This window comes from Bdellovibrio sp. ZFWA1 (assembly GCF_056175665.1).
Window position 1 is genome coordinate 1,296,467 of record NZ_JBJKJH010000001.1, and the last position, 16,681, is coordinate 1,313,147.

A 16,681-nucleotide genomic window follows, 5' to 3' on the forward strand; every position below is an offset into this window, starting at 1 on the left:
CCCTTTTTTTATGTGCTTTGTTTTTTTCGCTTTCCCAGCTCTATGCAGGTCGCTTTGATCTTGTCGAATTCTTTACTCGATGTAATGGCTTTATTAGAGTTCGCTGTTTCCGAAGCCATTTGCTTCATCTGTTGAACACGCTCTTTTGAAGGCGGGTGGGTGCTCATAGCATCAGCCAATGATGACATGATTCGGTCTTGATTCGCTTTTGCTTTTTCTTCCATCAATAAAAGCTTTTCGTAAAACAGACCCACTTGGTCTTTATTGTAGCCCGCATTAAGCGCCGTACGAAATCCAATACGGTCAGCTTCCATTTCGTCTTCCCGGGAGTTAGCCATGAACGCATATTTTTGAATTAACAATCCGCCACCAGCTCCTGCAGCGGCGCCATAGGCTGTTGCTTTGGCCATGCATTCGTTGTCATTGGGTTTACATAGCATCTTTCCCAATCCATATCCAATGGCTCCACCTAAGAGGCCCCCACCAGCTGCATACATCCAAGACTTCTTTTCTTCGCGCTTAGCAACTTCCATTCGCTCGGCTGTATGTCGTGCCTTAATGTGTCCGATTTCATGCCCAATGACGCCTGCAAGTTCTGCTTCGGTATCGGCCATGGCGATCAAGGGTGCGGTTACAAAAACGGTTCCAGCAGGTAGTGCAAAAGCGTTCACGTAATCGACATCAACAACGGTGAAGCTGTAGTTATAGGGATTTCCTTCTAGCTTATTTGCAGCAGTGATTTTTTTACCTAGCTGAGCGATGTAGTTTTGCAAAGCTGGGTTTTGTAGCTTTGGGTAGTCTTTTGACATTTGCGGCAATACTTCCAGGGTCATCTTCTTTTCGTCTTCAACAGATAAAGACGTTGCCTGGCCGAAGTTATCACCTTCTCTTTGGCGATGCTGTTGAGGAGCTGCACAGGCAGCCATTAAAAAACCTAAAGAAGCTAAAAAACTTCGGCGCCCCATTGGGGTGCTTGTCCATTCTTTCAATACTTGGTCTAAATTATTTAATGCGTCCTTTTGATCCATAAATATCCCTTATTTGTGCGATCGTTGCTTTCTTTTCCAAAACTTCATGGCCTTGTTTGCCGCCATGCTAATGGCCGAATGATAATTTAGTTTTTTTGGAATTTCATCTATAGAAATCCAAGATGGACCAAGATTATAGTCGGCATCTTGTTGTCTAACAGGCGGATGCCATTCTTGATTTAAGATCCCAACAAAGAAATGTGTCTTACGACGATAAGTTTGTCCATCCCAGGGGTAAAGATATTCGCGGTAAAAATACGAGTCTTCAAAGATTTGGATTTTATAACCCGTCTCTTCCAAAGTTTCTCGAATGCCAGTTTCAATAGGTGACTCTGCGTGTTCAACTTTACCACCTGGCAAAAAGAAGTGACTAACTTTGCTTGTAGGATCGACACCAGTAAATCCTAAAAGTTTATCGTTATGAAATACAAATACCGCAGTGACCTCTCGCTCTTTGATCAAATCTGCTTTTTGGTTTCTAAGGTTTGAAAAAAAGCTTGTCATCATCTGTGTGGACTCTTCAGCTAAGACGCCAGATTTGACGTCGGGACGCCAGCTGTAGGCCTCCAATTCCAGCAAAGAAAGCTTAGATTGAATGGCCCCCATTTTTGGTTCGCTGCAGCCATAAACAATTCGGCCAATGCGACTTTGTAGAAGGGCGCTGGCGCACATCGAGCAAGGTTCAACATTCACGTAAAGAGTGCAATTTTCTAAACGCCAATTCTTAAGTTTTTTGCTGGCGCGATGGATGGCCAAGATTTCTGCATGAGCAATACAACTCTGCAATGACTCTTTTTGATTGAAAGCCGAGGCAACAAGTTTGTTATTTTGATCAACGATGAGGGCTCCGATAGGAACTTCATTCTGGTCCATGGCTTTTTGCGCGAAAGTTAGGACTTTTTTCATCCAATAATTATCTTGCTCTTGAGGAGTCATCGCAAAACCTGCCTTTTAAGGGTACTTTGGATTATCTTCGAAAAAACGCTCGAGCCAGCCTCTTTTTTTATCTAGCTCTAGCCATTTAATATGGGCCATGTAGGTGATCTGAGGGGTCTCGATATAAAACTTGAACGCGGGGTCTTGGCTTAAAAGATAGAAAGCAAAACTTTCTGCGAAGTCTTCACTGGAATTAACGGCGGAATAAGTCGTTACAAAGCTGCTATTGTATAGTTGATCGTAAAAGGCATTCATCTGCGCCAAGGGAATATGATCGTTATGGCCGCAGTTGTAAAAGCACAGCTGATTCCAAAGTGGAAATCGATTAAGATCTTTGGGTTGATCAAAAGACCAAGAAATTTTAGACCAATCTGCGTCGGCATCATTTGCAAAGTCCATCACATGACCCATCTCATGGGTAATAACATAACGAAGGACAACATGGGGACCAGTCAAGGTCATATTCAATGCGGGCGCCAAGGGATCCACTTGAAAAAGGGGCTTTTGAATTCCGAAAGCTTTTTGTTCCTTCCATGAAAACACAACCGAGGCGGGAACTTCTGATTCAAGCATTTCTTTTTTTATGCCCATGATCGGCCGTCTATTTTCAGTCATGCCTGCGTAAGCAATCGATTCAATATCTTGCTCGATATAGATGACGGCAAGAGCGCAAAAGGCTTTCTGAGTCTCGGGGTTTAAAAGATCGGTGATATCTGCGAGGGCTTTGACGTAGCGACTATTATTGGGCAAACACTTTCGAGGTTGCCATTGGTCAACCAGTGGATCTGTCAGGCAGGTCTTTTGTGAAAAGTCTGCTTTGCACTTGTTTAGGTCAAAAACCGCCACCGAAGAAACCTGTGACGCCGATAGAGTGCGGCGACCATTTACTAAAGGTTCGGCCATAATTGCCGGAAAAGTCTGAAAGTGCCCCCACTTCTTGGAATTTGGGGTTGCTAGATGAGACTTAGCTTGGGCTGCGGAAATAGTTAAAAAAACCAATATAAACAGGTAGTTAAAAATTTTCATGAGGTAACTTATTCATACCCGTGGCCCAGAGGCAATCAGTAAATGAATCAGAGCCGAGGCAGGACCATGAATAACTCGACGCATTAGGACCTCGAAACTTGCCCATATTCTAAGCTTTTGCTATATCCTCCCTCTATTCCACACAGAAGGGCAGGTGATTTTCCGTGGCATTGGTTAAAATTAAAGATGGCGAAAACTTCGAAGCAGCATTCAGAAAGTTCAAAAAGTCTTGCGAAAAAGCAGGTATTCTTTCTGACGTGAAGAAGCGTGAGCACTTTGAAAAGCCTTCTGTACGCCTTAAGAAGAAATCTATAGCAGCACGTAAACGTGCAGCTAAGAAAACTCGTAAGAGCTGGGGCGACTAATCCCTGATGGGACTTCAAAAGCGGGGCGCAAGTCCCGCTTTTTTTAATTTATCTTAGTTATTTATTCTTTGAAAACCTCAAGGAGGATTCTGTGGAAATTCGTGAAAAGTTAATGGCAGACTTAAAAGTTGCGATGGTTGCCAAGGACAGCTTGAAAGTAAACACGATTCGTTTTCTTCAAGCCGCTATTAAAAATAAAGAAATTGATGCAAGACCAAACCCAATCACAGCTGATGACGTGATGGCGGTGATTAAAAAGCTTGTGAAGCAAAGAAAAGAATCGATTGAGCAATATCAGGCGGCGGCTCGCCAAGATTTGGCTGATCAAGAAGCTGCAGAGTTGAAAGTTCTAGAAGCCTATTTGCCGGCTCAGTTAAGCCGCGAGCAAATCGAAGCTGTCGTAACTGATGTTATCGCAGCAGTGGGCGCGACTTCAATCAAAGATATGGGCGCTATTATGAAAGAAGTTGTGGCGCGCACTCAGGGAACAGCCGACAATAAAATTGTTAGCGAAGTTATTAAATCGAAGTTTGCTTAACTTGTTGGGTGGTGCATGAGATTCCCTCAAGAGTTTATCGAAAGAGTCCAACAAGCAAATAACTTGGTGGACTTGATCTCTCAGCACACACAATTGCGACCCGTCGGCAATGGCCTGATGGGTCGTTGTCCTTTTCCCGATCATCAAGAAAAGACGGCGTCATTTTCGGTTTCAGAAATTAAACAGGTTTATCACTGCTTCGGATGTAAAAAGCAGGGCAATATCTTTACCTTTTTGCAGCACTACAATGGAATGAGCTTTCCCGAGGCTATCGAATACCTGGCAGATCGCGCGGGTATGGCTTTGCCGGTAGAGGAAAATCCTCGTGAGGCTGCGGAATATGATCAGGCTAAAGAGAAAAAAAGATTGTTGGGTAAAGTAAACAACATTGCAGCTGTTTATTTTCACGAGCAATTAAAGAAAGTTTCATCAGAACATCCTGTTCGTAAATACATTCAAAAACGCGGTCTTACGGCCGAGGTCGTTGAAACTTTTGGTATTGGTTATGCTCTTCCCGATTGGGAGGGTTTGGAAAATCATCTTCAGCAAAAGAATGTTCCAATGAGTTTGGCCGAAGAAGCTCGTTTGGTTGTCGCTCGTAAAGGCAAGCCTGGCTACTTCGATATGTTCCGAGATCGTCTAATGTTCCCAATATTGAACGCCATGGGGGAACCCGTGGCATTTGGTGGACGAATTATCGATCAAGGTGAGCCAAAATATCTGAACTCGCCAGAGACGCCGGTATTTAAAAAAGGGCAAATTCTATACGGCCTTTATCAGACAGCAAAATACATTCGAACCGAGGATGTCGCCTTGATTGTCGAAGGCTATATGGATCTGGTCAGTCTTTACCAGTCGGGAATTCGCAATGTCGTGGCGACCATGGGTACGGCGTTGACTCCAGATCATGGAAAAATGTTAAAGCGTATGACTCGCAATGTGGTCGCTCTTTTTGACGGCGATAGTGCGGGTATGGAGGCGGCAGAGCGCAGTCTTCCAATTTTATTGGCTGCAGACCTGCATCCGAAGGGTTTGACTTTGCCTGATGGCTTAGATCCTGACGATTACGTCAAAAAATACGGAGCAGAAGCGTTAAAAGCCGAACTTGAGAAAGCCCCAGATCTTTTTGTGATGATACTAACTCGTTGGTTAGAAAACTATCGCGCAGAGCCATCGCAAAAAGTGCAATTGGCTGATCGTTTGAAGCCATTGTTTGGAGCTGTGCCGGATACGCGCTTGCGTGATATTTATGTAAATGAAGCCGCGACACGTCTTCAAGTTTCTGATTCGTGGCTGCGCGAGGCGACGGGTTTACCTTTAAAATCAAATACTTATCAAAAGACTGGAGCGAGACCAGTTTCAAACAATCAACATTCAAACTCTTCCTCGCGTGGGGGGATGGCCGGCGCTTCGGCGGGTGGTCGCAATCCTGCTTCACCTAATTCTGGCGCTGATGTGTCTACATCGAGTGCGTCTTCGGGGCTTAACGAGGGCGAAAAAATTTCGTTAAAAAGTGTGCCAAAGGCTGAATTGTTAATGGCGAATTTAGTACTCAAAAGTCGTGCCAACTTTGCTGCTTTTTTAGAGGAGAAAATGCTCGATTCTGTCTCTCATGTTGGGTTAAAAAAGATACTTGAAAAAGCAGCTGAAGTGTATGGACAAGACCTCGATAAGTTTGATAAATTGACCAGTCTGTTCGTCAACTATGTAGATCAGCCTGAGTTGCTTTTTATGGAAGAGAGCGCAGCCGGAGCTTCAGCTCCAGTTGAGTTTGACCAAGAGAAGGAAGATAAACTGCTTCATGATTGCTTTAAAAAAGTTCGAGATAACTTTTTAAAAGAACAAGCACGCAGTTTAGCTAACGGATTGAAGTCATCGGGTCTTTCACCAGAGAAGCTAGAGCAGATTATGCAGATTCAAAGAAATAGACACTCTTTGAAGAACAACGGAAATCAGTAATCCGTACACGATCCCGACTACAGTATCCCGCAAAAGGGGTGGAGTTTAGATGAAATCAGGTGGACCAAATAATGTTAACAAAGAAGAAGTAAAAGTTCTTACTTTGGCCGAGCAAGAATCTTTGATCAAAGAAGAGATTCAAAAATTCTTGAAGATGGCTAAAGACAAGGGCTCGTTGACTGTTGAAGAGATCAACGAAATGCTTCCTCCTGAGATTATTGCGCCAAGCGTACTTGATTCCTTCATGCAAGCGCTTGAAGTGAATGGCGTAGTGATTACGGATCTATCTGAGGCATCACGTGCTGAAGAGGGCGATGGCTCTTTCTTGGCCGATCCAGATGCTGATGATGAAGATGCCGACGAAGACGAAGTGGCGGAAAGCGAAGATGTTCGCGGTAACGACCCTGTTCGTCTTTATCTTCGCAAAATGGGTGGCGTTTCACTTTTAACTCGTGAGGGTGAAGTCGAAATTGCTCGTCGTATTGAAGAAGGGGAAAGAAAGATCGTTCGCGCGATCTTGATGTCGCCTTTGGGTACTTATGAAATTATTCAGTTGGGTAAACGTCTTGATGAAGGAAGAATCAAAGTTAAATCGATCTTCCGCGGTCTTGAAGACGAAGATACTCAGTATGATGAAAAAGAGTATATCGATAAAATTCATGAGTTGATCGGTAAAGTGACTGAATATCAAAAGACTGCGGCTTCATTATTCGAAATTCTTCGTAAAGAAGAGACAAGCAATCCTCGTCGTGATGATGCTTGGAAGAAGCTTCAGGTTTTCAACGATGAGTTGATGAAAAACTTTGAATCAGTAAACTTCAATCGTAAGACTATCAACCGAGTCGTTATCAAGTTCAAAAACTTGGTGAATCGTACCGGTACATTACGTCGTCGTATCAAAGAAGGTGTCGAGCGCACGTTCTCTAAAGACGTAACGACGATGGTTGAGCGCATGAAGCTTGTCGAAACGAACGAAAAAGAACTGACGAAAATGACTCGCGATACGGGCTTAAACTACAATAAGTTCCGTTCCTATGTGATCCAGGCTGAAGAAGCTGAACGTCGTTTGAAGCGTTTGGATTCTGAAACTGAAATGAATTTTAAATGGATTCAAGACACTTACACAGCGATTTGGAAGGGTGAGCGCGAAGCTGACGCTGCCAAGTCAGAGCTTGTGGAAGCAAACTTGCGTCTAGTTGTTTCTATTGCCAAAAAATACACAAACCGTGGTCTTCAATTCTTGGATCTGATCCAAGAAGGTAACATCGGTTTGATGAAAGCCGTTGATAAGTTCGAATACCGTCGTGGTTATAAGTTCTCAACTTACGCGACTTGGTGGATTCGTCAGGCGATCACTCGTGCGATTGCGGATCAGGCGCGTACAATTCGTATCCCTGTTCACATGATCGAAACGATCAACAAGCTTGTTCGTACTTCTCGTTACCTTGTTCAAGAGCTTGGCCGTGAGCCAATCCCTGAAGAGATCGCAGAGAAAATGGACATGCCTGTTGATAAAGTTCGCAAGGTTCTAAAGATTGCTAAAGAGCCAATTTCTTTGGAAACTCCAGTGGGTGAAGAAGAAGATTCGCACTTAGGAGACTTTATTGAAGATAAGAAGGTGATCAATCCAGCCGAGGCGATCATCAACTTGAACTTGGCAGAGCAAACTCGTCGTGTTCTTTCGACGCTGACTCCGCGTGAAGAGAAAGTTCTTCGTATGCGTTTTGGTATCGGTGAAGAATCGGACCACACTTTGGAAGAAGTGGGTCAGGACTTTAACGTGACTCGTGAGCGCATCCGTCAGATCGAGGCGAAGGCGTTGCGAAAGCTCCGTCATCCTTCAAGATCGAACAAATTGAAATCATTTGTTGATACTTAATCTTTAAAAAAGGTCACTCTGGTGACCTTTTTTTATTTCATTTTAAAAAACTTGAAAATGTTTTTAGCCATAGTTAAAAGGCTCTCAATCACTAAGGTGGGCCTATTCGTTAGTAAAGGAAAGGTATGAAAAATATGTTTTGGGGTGTTGTCATAATCCTTATTGGTGTGTTGGTGATTTTGAATTCGGTATTTGGAATCAACCTTCCTATCTTTAAAATCCTTTTTGGCCTTTTATTGGTTTACTGGGGTATTAAAGTTTTGTTCGGTGGTTTTTCATCTAGTTTCAATTTCGAGGCTGAAAAGCGCAGCACCGATCGAGAAGCTGTCTTTGCAAACTCTACTTTCAAGTATCCTCATGGCTCTTCGGATGGGGAGAAAGAGTACGTCACTGTATTTGGCTCTTCGGTTTTGGATTTATCGGGTTTGACTGAGGCTCCAGCGCAGCCGTTAGAGATGGTGGCGGTATTTGGGAAGTCTCAAGTGATTGTTAAGAAGGGGACTCCGCTTGTGATTGAATCACAGACGGTTTTTGGGGCTTCCCAGTTGCCTGAAAATAACAAGAGTGCATTTGGCGAGTTCACTTACCGCAGTCCATCCGTTAAAGAGGGCGTATCGCCCCTTGTATTAAAAACTCAGGTTGTGTTTGGTAATTTTGAAATCGTTGAAAAAGACTAAATATTCGATTTAATTTATAAAAACTGCGTCAAAATATAAAAAAGCGAGAGGCAAACTCTCGCTTTTTTATTTTGAATTTGCTACAGTTTTTCTGCCGAGACTTCTTCTGAAGTTTCGATCCCAATGTGGGGGGCTAGCTTAGTTGGTTAAAGCATCGGTCTCATAATCCGAGGATCGGGGGTTCAAGTCCCTCGCCCCCTACCATTTCAAACAGTCGAATAGTCAGTCGCAAAAAAACGTATAAAGAAAATTAGGCTCTTCTCATTTAACTGTTTATCACTCAGCGCAATTCAATAAAAACAAGCATTTAAGGTTTTCAGTCGATAGTTTACAAAGTTTTTAAACCCTCTGGCCCGCTTCTGGAGGGCCTTTGCGTTCCCGTTAGTAGCCTCCGTAAATCCATTTGTCCAACGATTTTCAAAGTATCCAATTAAAGGTTCCAGCCACTTTCTGAGGGTTCTTCCGAGAGTATTGGCAGCTGACTGGCTTGAGTTTTTTAAGTCATTAATAAAGCACTCAAGATTTCTTCTCCCTTGGCGTCGGTTCCGACAATTATAAAACTGCCGCAGGCGTTCTTTGTACCAATACAACTCCTCAAGATCGGGGTGCTTGTGGAGGAACTTATCGAGATCTCTTTTTTCTGTATAATTTAAGTCTTCGCGATTTCTCAGGATTAGGCGACGTTGTTTTAGCTCCAACTTATTGCCGTTAATTTGTTTTCTCAACTTCATCATTGCAGGATTTAGAAGCCGGAGAGCATGAAATTTATCGGCTACAATTTTAGCGTTTGGGAAGAGTCTTCGCACAATGCTTAAATATCCGTTCGACAAATCTATCACTACCACTTTGACATTGTCTCGGCCTGGATAGTGTTCAACAGCTTCGAAAATTGATTTCGCATCTTTACCTTTGCACATCTCAAACAACCGACGCTTCTTTAGATCACAGAACACCGTTGCAAACTCTGCATAACCATTTCTACGAGTGAAAAAGTGTTCGTCGATGCCCAATATTTCCGGCCACTTCATTCCGTCGCGATCTTTGAGTTTCGCAGCCAGAGCCTCATAATGGACCTTATAGATAAATCCACTGGAGCAAGAGTGATGCGTTCGCACTAATTCTAGATTCACGTAGTTTTTGCAGTCTTTGGCTACGGCATTGCGAAAATGTCCCGTACTTCTTCGGCGTGGCCAAATACCTTTTACTGCCTCTGTAAAGGGCTTGCGGCAGTTCTTGCAATAGTACCGATGCTTTTCAATACGCAGCCATAATGGCCTTTCTCTAATTGGCGCATCGCGGACGACGCTGAATGCTTTTCCAGCTAAAGTATTCGATGGTGTAGCGCATTTGGGACAAACTTCGCAGGAAGCTCTTATTTTTTTAACCTCCCAAAGATATCCGTTGCGAAAACCTCTTGAAGACAAAAATTTTAGTTCCTCAGATAGCATTTGATCGGCTAAGTTGAAGTCCGTGGGCATGGTCTAGGCTCCTGAAAAAGATGTGTTGTGGTAAACAAATCTTATGAAGAAACCTATTCCGTGCCTATTCTTTTTGACTCAATGCTTTATACAGTGAAGTGTGAAGACCCGAAAATTAACAATAACAGAGACTTAGAGAATAGAATCCTGTTGTTTAGGTCTGCCCGTATATCATGTAAAATCACGCGAAATAACGGCATTTGATGGTGTTTTGTCGCTATCGCTGTATTTGGTGAGTTGGATAACTACAGTGGCTAACGACGTTGATAACTTAACTATTTCTTATCAAGCTTCTTTATCATTTCAAATAGGCCAAGCTGAGGTTCTTGTTGCTGAATAGTAGCCTGGAGTTGGGGGAATTGTTCTTGTTTTGGCAAGTTACCCTGTTCTTCAGCTTGTTTTTGCCAATACTCCATTAAACTGTTTAGCTTTTCAGCTGGAGTTTCGCCAACTGAGTCAGCACGAAAAACAGATTCTTTAAAGAATCTGAACATCCCGTCAGTACCTCCAAATAATGAGTAGGCATTGATCCCCATGGCTTCGAGTTCTTCCATTACAATTGGCTTTTCTTTTACTGAAAATAGATATTTGGATAAAAAGATTTCATTATCGCGTTCTTCGCTAAGAGAAATGTGCTTTTCGATGTCTTCGACGTTTGTGAAAAAGTAGGTACCTTGCTGATATATTTGGCGATGGTTTCCCTTTGCTTTGGCCTGAAGCAAGGATACGTGATCGTGTTCAGTATCGTAATTGTGGAACTGTCTGTATTTTACCCATTTCTCGTGGTCAAAAATATAGATCGCAACTTTGCTGGAAGTCGGCTTTGTGTCTTCTATAGAAGAGAATGCATAATAAGCAGCCTTATAAGGAGAATAAGTCCAATCAAGTAATGGAGTGGGAAGCCCATGATGTTGGGCGTAGGCAAGAAATGCACCGTTCACCAATGGATTTGACACATCGATATCTCTTCCTTCGAGAGTGCCTATCGCGTCGGCCAAATATGGAATCAACTTTTCAAAGTAATCTATGAAGGAGATTTTCTTCAGATTGTAGCGATGAAATGAGGTTTTTAAGCTCCATTCAGAATTCGCTTGCCCTCTGCAGAGTCTGGAACCTTTTTTATTTTCAATGTGATCTAAAATCTTCTCGCGAAACTCGCGCCAATTTGTATCAATAATCTCCATCTGGATTCTTCCTGACGCATAGAGGTGTTACATAGTTACTTTTGCCGTTATCGTTGCAATTGAGCTAAAGCATCTTGGATGAGTTTGCCTCGCTCGCGGTCAATCTTTTCATTCATTCTATCTATGGCTACTAAGCCATCTGCAACATCTTGGGACGTAATTTTTCCTTCTTGAATTAGGTCTACAACAAGTTCTTCAAATGAAAGAACGCGGTCGCCTCCAAGGGTTCTCAAACCAACAGACCTCATGGTGCGCTCCTGAGTGGCAATCCTTACCTTATTCTTCCAGGCAAGGGCAAGTAGGTCTTTGTCCGTTTTTGATGTGGCCATACCCTTTTCTTCCGGTTTTAGAGAAGCTTCCCTGGCAGAAATGAGCTTATGACTTCTCTCCATTTCTTCATCGGTAAGTTTTCTTAGGCGTCCGCTCTGTGAAGTTGAAAGGGCAATAGCTTGTTCAACTATTGGCCTCGTAAATTTTTGGACTTTTCTATTATTTCGATCCAACCAGTTTTGCATTTCATCAATTACCGATTGATCGACTTCAATTTCTCCAAATGAATAGATGTTAGAGAACATCACTGATGGTTTAAACAAAACCATCAGAACTACAACATTTGTATCGCAAATTACAAGCTGAACTTGACTATTGTTGGGAGGGCTCATTGTAGTCCTGATTCTCATCGATTTCCTGCTCAGAAATCCATGAGCGGACAAGTTCATCTGCGTCTCCTGAATCTATGCTAAGGATTTCAGCTAGTTTTCTAGGTGAGAGACGACCGCATGTAGAGGCGTCCTTTAGTTCAATAAAAGGCTTAAAAATATCCTTATTTTTGAGAATCTCTTCACTGAAGAAAGTAACCAGGGAGTCAAAGTTTTCAGTATCAAAATTTTTAAAGTAAATATCACCAACAGATCTATTTAGTTCAGTAAAATTTGACTGTAATTTCATTAAGCGAAGGAATTCATGACTGTTGGCTGTGATAAATCCATTATCTTTCAAGCTAAGGGCAAGACCTATTGGGCACCAGTCAAACTCACGGCGTAATTCTAAAAACTTTTCTCGAGTAACATACCAATTAAATTTCCCAGTATTAGTGAATGCGGACAAAGCATTTTTCTTTTGCTCAAGAAACGCCCTTGGATATACCAGCTCTTGCGCAACTTTGTTACAAAGCTTTTCTTCATCATCGGTTGTTGTTGAGTGGCCTAAAACAACGTGGGCAAGCTCATGGCAAAGATCGAAGGTAACCTCGTCTATGGTTCTATTAGTGTCGACAAAGATAATAACTCGTTCACCTTTTTGGGCTGTGAAAGCTACTTCTCTTTTTGTTGATGAGTTTGGAAATGACAGGCCAATTTTGTGAAATGGCATGAAGAATACGCCAATATTGTGTTTTTTCAACTCCATCAAGATGTCCCCGAGCTTAACGGGTTCAGTTTCTGACAGGGATAAAAGATTTTTGCGTATATATGTAGCAATGGGCAACGTGTCTTGGTTGCTGGCGATTGATAGGAATGAACCAGTAAGAACATAAGATGAGCCATCAATTTTAAAAAATGTATCGGCGATCTCCTGGCTTCGTTTTCTAATTTCTTCTTCGGAGGCTGTGCCGCCAACCTTTCTAAATACAATACTGGTTTCAGGAACACCAAGAAGGTTATCAATTTCCTGATCGTTTAAATTAAGTGCGTTCGCAATATCTAAAAGACGCGAGTCTTCGGGATTGCCGCGACCATTGAGCCAGGTGGATACCGATGCTCTTGTAACCCCTATGGAGGTCGCAAACTCCTCAATAGTGGAGAAGTGTTGGTTTATCTTTTCTCTTAAGAAGGCTGTGTTCATAAGCATCCTTGGATATATCCATTATATCGGAATGTAAATATAAAAGTTAAGCTAAACTTTACATTTGCAATATAAATGCCTATATTGACCTAGAAATGTAAAGAATACATTCCTACTTAAAGTTTACATTTGCGTCAAAAATTCTCATTGTGAGTCAAATAATGGTACTTGGCCTCCGTAGGCCGGCCCCCGAGTCTCATTAGCCATTTATTGGAATGTTAAGACCGACCTTAATCGAGTCTAGGTCCTTGATTGCTATCCAGTTACGAGTTTATTTGAAGACAATCCAACTAAACAACTTAATGACGAGTTATGCCTAGGTGAAACTGATGGAGATTGCAGAAGAAAATCGTCAAACAGAAATCGCAAAGTTTAGAAATGGTGAGCCAATCGAGCTCTTAGCGAAGTAATTTAGTTATTTGTAGTTGGTTAAGAAAGAAGGCCTGAAATTATTAACGAATTTCGACTTCCGTACTCCCTACCATTTTCATACTGTCCGAAACAGCAAGTACTTTTTATGGCTAGCTTTGGCGGTTGGCTTTCGAATTAGAGACTAGTGGTTTTGGTCCGCTCTCTTTAATTTCGCTTTATTCTTTCTTGCTTTCATTTGAACTTGCCACTCGGTCCAAGTAGGAAGGTTGTATTCTGGGAAACCATCTTTTGATACCGACAATTTTATTTTGGTGTTAAATGCGGGATCATATTGGATTTCCTGGGCAGTCACTTGCGCCCTAGTTAAAAAATTTTGAAGTATGCTGTCAAGGTCGGTGCGAGTTAATGGTTTGCTGAAGTCATTAAATGTACCGCAAAGTTCTTGTGTTTCTGTAGAGGCTGCCAAACTTGGGTTTCGAGCAATAATCTTCATCAACATCCAATTGTAGTAAGTTCTTTCCTCAAGGATCTGCCGTAAAGGGATGTAGGCTTGGAGTTCTTTGAAGCTTTGTTTCTTAAGCGAGTCCAGACTCTTTCCAGCCAAAAGACGTTTTTGATCTTCGGTGTTCTTTCCAAGTATTAAATAATTCATTAGCTCGCTACTTGCTGGAAAATTTAGCGCGAAATTTGAGGTAGCATTCAACACCTCAACACTGGTCGATGTTTCAGTTCGCTCCATCCAATCGTCATGCTTCTTTTCTTCAACAGTAGCTTCCTCAAACTTCTTTTGAAGTTCGGCCAAACCACCCAAGCACAACGCCTTAGATGACTTCTCAATCTCGGCCTCCCATTTTCGTAACGCCTGTAAAGTTAACTCTTCCGGTTCTTTTATATTTTCTGATTCGGTGTTGCCTAAAGATTCTAAATCATTGTCTTTTTTGTCCAAGTTTAATGACTGCGAATTGAGACTGTTGTCGATTGACTTTGGTTTTTCGAGACTATCTATATCAGAAGATTTTTCGTTGGAGCTAACCTGTTTAGAGTTTAAATCAATTGCAACTAAAGCCGTAACTGCAAGCAAGATAGCTATTATGACTGATATCTTGTGGGATTTTTTCATTCTACTAAACCCTTTTTTTCAAGGTTGCGCTTCATCTGCTTTCTTGGTCAATATTTTATTGGTATTAGGACCTCTTATCAACTGCAGTCCATGGTATTAAACTTGCTTGGAATTCTTAATTAGCTGTAGAAATCAGTAAACTTTGAAGGATTTATTTTTAGATTTTGCTTTAGATCGAATGCATTAGTTTTGATGCTTTTAAGGGCTGAGCGGGCACTCTGATAATATTCATGGTTGAAAAAAAGTTCGACAGTAAGGTAATCGGAGATTAGGCAATATTCCTTCAAAATCGACCAATAAGTAGGAGCTTTTATGAACAAATGGACCAAACTATCTAAATCGTTAATTATATATTGTTGTGCACTTTCTAGCATTCTTAGCCTGAGTTCTGTGGCTAATGCCTTTTCGTTTTTTTCTTCTGATGATCGGACGACGAAGTGTAAAGCAGGTTTCGTCTATGTCCTGGATACAAGAACAATGCGCCAGACGCGGGCCTATTATGGCCCTAATGATATTAAGCCATCTTTATGTGTGTCTGAAGCACCTGAACAGGGTGTTGCGACTCAGTCTGGGGCTGAAAAATATTGTAATTCTAAAAATGCCAGATTGTGTAGCGGAGAGGCACTGTATGAGGTCCAGCAAAATAGTTCAGCCTTCAGAAAAGTAAACATTCCAGAGTGGACCGACTTCTACGATGGCTACGAAGGGGAGGGTATGCTTTCTGACGGAAGTTGGAAGCTTCGCCACGAATACTCTGCGCCTTTTAGATGTTGCCAGTAATACGCAGTGAAAATAACGCAAACTTTAGTATAGATTTTCAGCGCCTTGGTGCTCAAGTCGTCGGGGGCCGATGTCAAATCGATCTGAAACTATCTTAGTCAGATCGATTCAGATGACCGTGGCCCTTTTATTTTTCTATAAGTAACCAAATTGTGTGCTAGTGTGTTTATAAGTTCAGCTAGCTTTTAGAGTCTTTGTTCATTCTGTTCATATTCTCCGAGATAGCGCTCAGGCCTATAGGAGGTTTTTATGAGTACGAAGTTATACGTTGGCAATTTGCCATATTCCGCAACGGACCAATCTTTAGCAAATGCATTTTCAGAGTTTGGTACTGTGAACTCTGCAATGGTTATCATGGATCGTGATACCGGACGCAGCAAAGGCTTTGCTTTTGTTGAAATGTCGACAAATGACGAAGCAATGAAATCTATCAGTCATCTAGATGGTGCTCAGATGGATGGTCGCGCGATTAAAGTGTCAGAAGCAAAACCTCAGGCTCCACGTACTGGTGGCGGCGGATTTAATTCACGCCGTTACTAGATCTAAAGTTTGTTGTTACTTTGTAAGTGCTTTTAAGCCGGCCCCCTTGGGGGTCGGTTTTTATTTTTCTTTGATTGGAGTTTAATGACTGCACAAATTGTTTCATTTAATTGCGTTTTAAAAAATCGGACGGGTCAGTTAATTAGCACCACTTATAACAAGGATGTTTTAACTAGTATTAATGACGACCGGGCGATGCTATTGGGCCTTGCCAAAGCTTTGCAAGGACTCACAAAGGGTGAAAAAAGAATTGTGAACCTAAAAGCTGAAGAGGCTTACGGATTTTATGACCCCAAAAAGATTGTCTATTATCCTAGAAAGAAATTACTGAAAGATATTACGGTAGGACAAACCGTGACCATCTTTGGAAAAAATGGAATGGCAAAAGTTTATGTCGTGAATTCACTTTACGCTGATATGGTTTGTCTTGATGGAAACCATCCGCTTGCCGGTCAGGACCTCATTTTTGAAATCGAAACTTTAGAGGCACGAGATGCTACGCCGGAAGAAGTCGACGCAGCTAAAAATGATTTGTCTGTTCAATTATTGCACTAATTAACCTTGAATCATGGTCTTGAAGCCACCAAAGGCCATTTTTGATACATCAAAAGGCATTGAAAAATTCTCTGCACCAGGCATCTGACTAAACTCCTTGTGGACCTTAGCGTTGACCTGTTTGCGGTGTGCCTTTGACTTGAATACTATAAAAGCAAAGATCACAGTTTCATTTTTCTTAGTTTGGGCCATTTTAAGGAAGCTTGTTCCGTAAGCTGGATTTATATCGTCAGCTAGGCATTCGAAATATGCCAATGCACCGTGCTTCATCCAGGTGTCACGCCCCATCTTGGCCATTTTCTTATAGGCCTTTACCTTTGTTTTTGGGATTGGAATTACAAACCCGTCTACATAAGTTCCCATATATTCTCCTGTTTAATTTATTTACTGCCACTATGAATT

General features: G+C 42.0%; 17 protein-coding genes and 1 tRNA gene. 9 read left to right on the forward strand and 9 right to left on the reverse strand.

What is annotated here, in order from left to right; translation table 11 throughout:
* Window positions 1-8 precede the first annotated feature (8 nt).
* From AC04MN_RS06205 to AC04MN_RS06215, 3 genes are read right to left on the reverse strand one after another with little or no spacing between them, the layout of a single operon-like run.
* Window positions 9-1,028, reverse strand: a complete 1,020-nt coding sequence (locus tag AC04MN_RS06205) for a M48 family metalloprotease (protein ID WP_475382323.1) — start codon at window positions 1,026-1,028, stop codon at window positions 9-11.
* Between the two features lie 9 nt (window positions 1,029-1,037).
* A complete protein-coding gene (locus tag AC04MN_RS06210; RefSeq protein WP_475382324.1) occupies window positions 1,038-1,964 on the reverse strand; it encodes a deaminase in 927 nt (308 codons plus the stop codon).
* 15 nt (window positions 1,965-1,979) lie between these two features.
* Window positions 1,980-2,990 carry a putative zinc-binding metallopeptidase gene (locus tag AC04MN_RS06215; RefSeq protein WP_475382325.1) on the reverse strand — a complete coding sequence of 337 codons (1,011 nt, stop codon included), beginning with the start codon at window positions 2,988-2,990 and terminating at the stop codon, window positions 1,980-1,982.
* Window positions 2,991-3,154: 164 nt separating this feature from the next.
* Between AC04MN_RS06215 and rpsU the strand changes: the two genes are divergently transcribed.
* The 6 genes from rpsU (at window position 3,155) to AC04MN_RS06245 (ending at window position 8,612) form a co-directional block, all read left to right on the forward strand.
* On the forward strand, window positions 3,155-3,355 hold the full coding sequence (gene rpsU / locus AC04MN_RS06220) for a 30S ribosomal protein S21 (RefSeq protein ID WP_475382326.1): 201 nt from the start codon (window positions 3,155-3,157) through the stop codon (window positions 3,353-3,355).
* Window positions 3,356-3,446: 91 nt separating this feature from the next.
* A complete protein-coding gene (locus AC04MN_RS06225) occupies window positions 3,447-3,893 on the forward strand; it encodes a GatB/YqeY domain-containing protein (protein ID WP_475382327.1) in 447 nt (148 codons plus the stop codon).
* A gap of 15 nt (window positions 3,894-3,908) precedes the next feature.
* Entirely contained in the window at window positions 3,909-5,852 is a 1,944-nt protein-coding gene (gene dnaG / locus AC04MN_RS06230; protein ID WP_475382328.1) for a DNA primase, read from the forward strand.
* A 49-nt stretch (window positions 5,853-5,901) separates the two neighbouring features.
* Complete coding sequence (gene rpoD / locus AC04MN_RS06235) at window positions 5,902-7,731, forward strand: RNA polymerase sigma factor RpoD (RefSeq protein WP_475382330.1); 1,830 nt, start codon at window positions 5,902-5,904, stop codon at window positions 7,729-7,731.
* A 125-nt stretch (window positions 7,732-7,856) separates the two neighbouring features.
* Window positions 7,857-8,408 carry a hypothetical protein gene (locus tag AC04MN_RS06240; protein ID WP_475382331.1) on the forward strand — a complete coding sequence of 184 codons (552 nt, stop codon included), beginning with the start codon at window positions 7,857-7,859 and terminating at the stop codon, window positions 8,406-8,408.
* A gap of 127 nt (window positions 8,409-8,535) precedes the next feature.
* Window positions 8,536-8,612: transfer RNA gene (locus tag AC04MN_RS06245), tRNA-Met, on the forward strand.
* A gap of 86 nt (window positions 8,613-8,698) precedes the next feature.
* Here the strand turns inward: AC04MN_RS06245 and AC04MN_RS06250 are convergent.
* The 5 genes from AC04MN_RS06250 to AC04MN_RS06270 all read right to left on the reverse strand — a co-directional run bounded on the left by AC04MN_RS06250 (window position 8,699) and on the right by AC04MN_RS06270 (window position 14,404).
* A complete protein-coding gene (locus tag AC04MN_RS06250; RefSeq protein WP_475381257.1) occupies window positions 8,699-9,886 on the reverse strand; it encodes an ISL3 family transposase in 1,188 nt (395 codons plus the stop codon).
* A gap of 275 nt (window positions 9,887-10,161) precedes the next feature.
* Window positions 10,162-11,070 (reverse strand): FRG domain-containing protein, encoded by a 909-nt coding sequence (locus AC04MN_RS06255; RefSeq protein WP_475382332.1) that lies wholly within the window; start codon window positions 11,068-11,070, stop codon window positions 10,162-10,164.
* Between the two features lie 47 nt (window positions 11,071-11,117).
* Window positions 11,118-11,732: a hypothetical protein gene (locus AC04MN_RS06260; RefSeq protein WP_475382333.1), complete on the reverse strand. Its 615-nt coding sequence runs from the start codon at window positions 11,730-11,732 to the stop codon at window positions 11,118-11,120.
* Window positions 11,713-12,912, reverse strand: coding sequence for an ImmA/IrrE family metallo-endopeptidase (locus tag AC04MN_RS06265; protein ID WP_475382334.1), 1,200 nt, complete (start codon window positions 12,910-12,912; stop codon window positions 11,713-11,715). The genes AC04MN_RS06260 and AC04MN_RS06265 overlap by 20 nt, the downstream gene beginning before the upstream one ends.
* Window positions 12,913-13,465: 553 nt before the next feature.
* A complete protein-coding gene (locus AC04MN_RS06270; RefSeq protein WP_475382335.1) occupies window positions 13,466-14,404 on the reverse strand; it encodes a hypothetical protein in 939 nt (312 codons plus the stop codon).
* Between the two features lie 312 nt (window positions 14,405-14,716).
* On the opposite strand from AC04MN_RS06270, the gene AC04MN_RS06275 reads away from it, so the two are divergent.
* From AC04MN_RS06275 to AC04MN_RS06285, 3 genes are all read left to right on the forward strand, one after another.
* On the forward strand, window positions 14,717-15,184 hold the full coding sequence (locus tag AC04MN_RS06275; RefSeq protein WP_475382336.1) for a hypothetical protein: 468 nt from the start codon (window positions 14,717-14,719) through the stop codon (window positions 15,182-15,184).
* Window positions 15,185-15,433: 249 nt separating this feature from the next.
* Window positions 15,434-15,724: an RNA recognition motif domain-containing protein gene (locus tag AC04MN_RS06280; protein ID WP_475382337.1), complete on the forward strand. Its 291-nt coding sequence runs from the start codon at window positions 15,434-15,436 to the stop codon at window positions 15,722-15,724.
* Between the two features lie 84 nt (window positions 15,725-15,808).
* Window positions 15,809-16,279, forward strand: a complete 471-nt coding sequence (locus AC04MN_RS06285) for an FKBP-type peptidyl-prolyl cis-trans isomerase (RefSeq protein WP_475382338.1) — start codon at window positions 15,809-15,811, stop codon at window positions 16,277-16,279.
* Here AC04MN_RS06285 and AC04MN_RS06290 read toward each other — a convergent pair whose 3' ends face one another.
* Entirely contained in the window at window positions 16,280-16,642 is a 363-nt protein-coding gene (locus AC04MN_RS06290; RefSeq protein WP_475382339.1) for a DUF1428 domain-containing protein, read from the reverse strand. It lies immediately after the preceding gene.
* Between the last annotated feature and the right edge of the window lie 39 nt (window positions 16,643-16,681).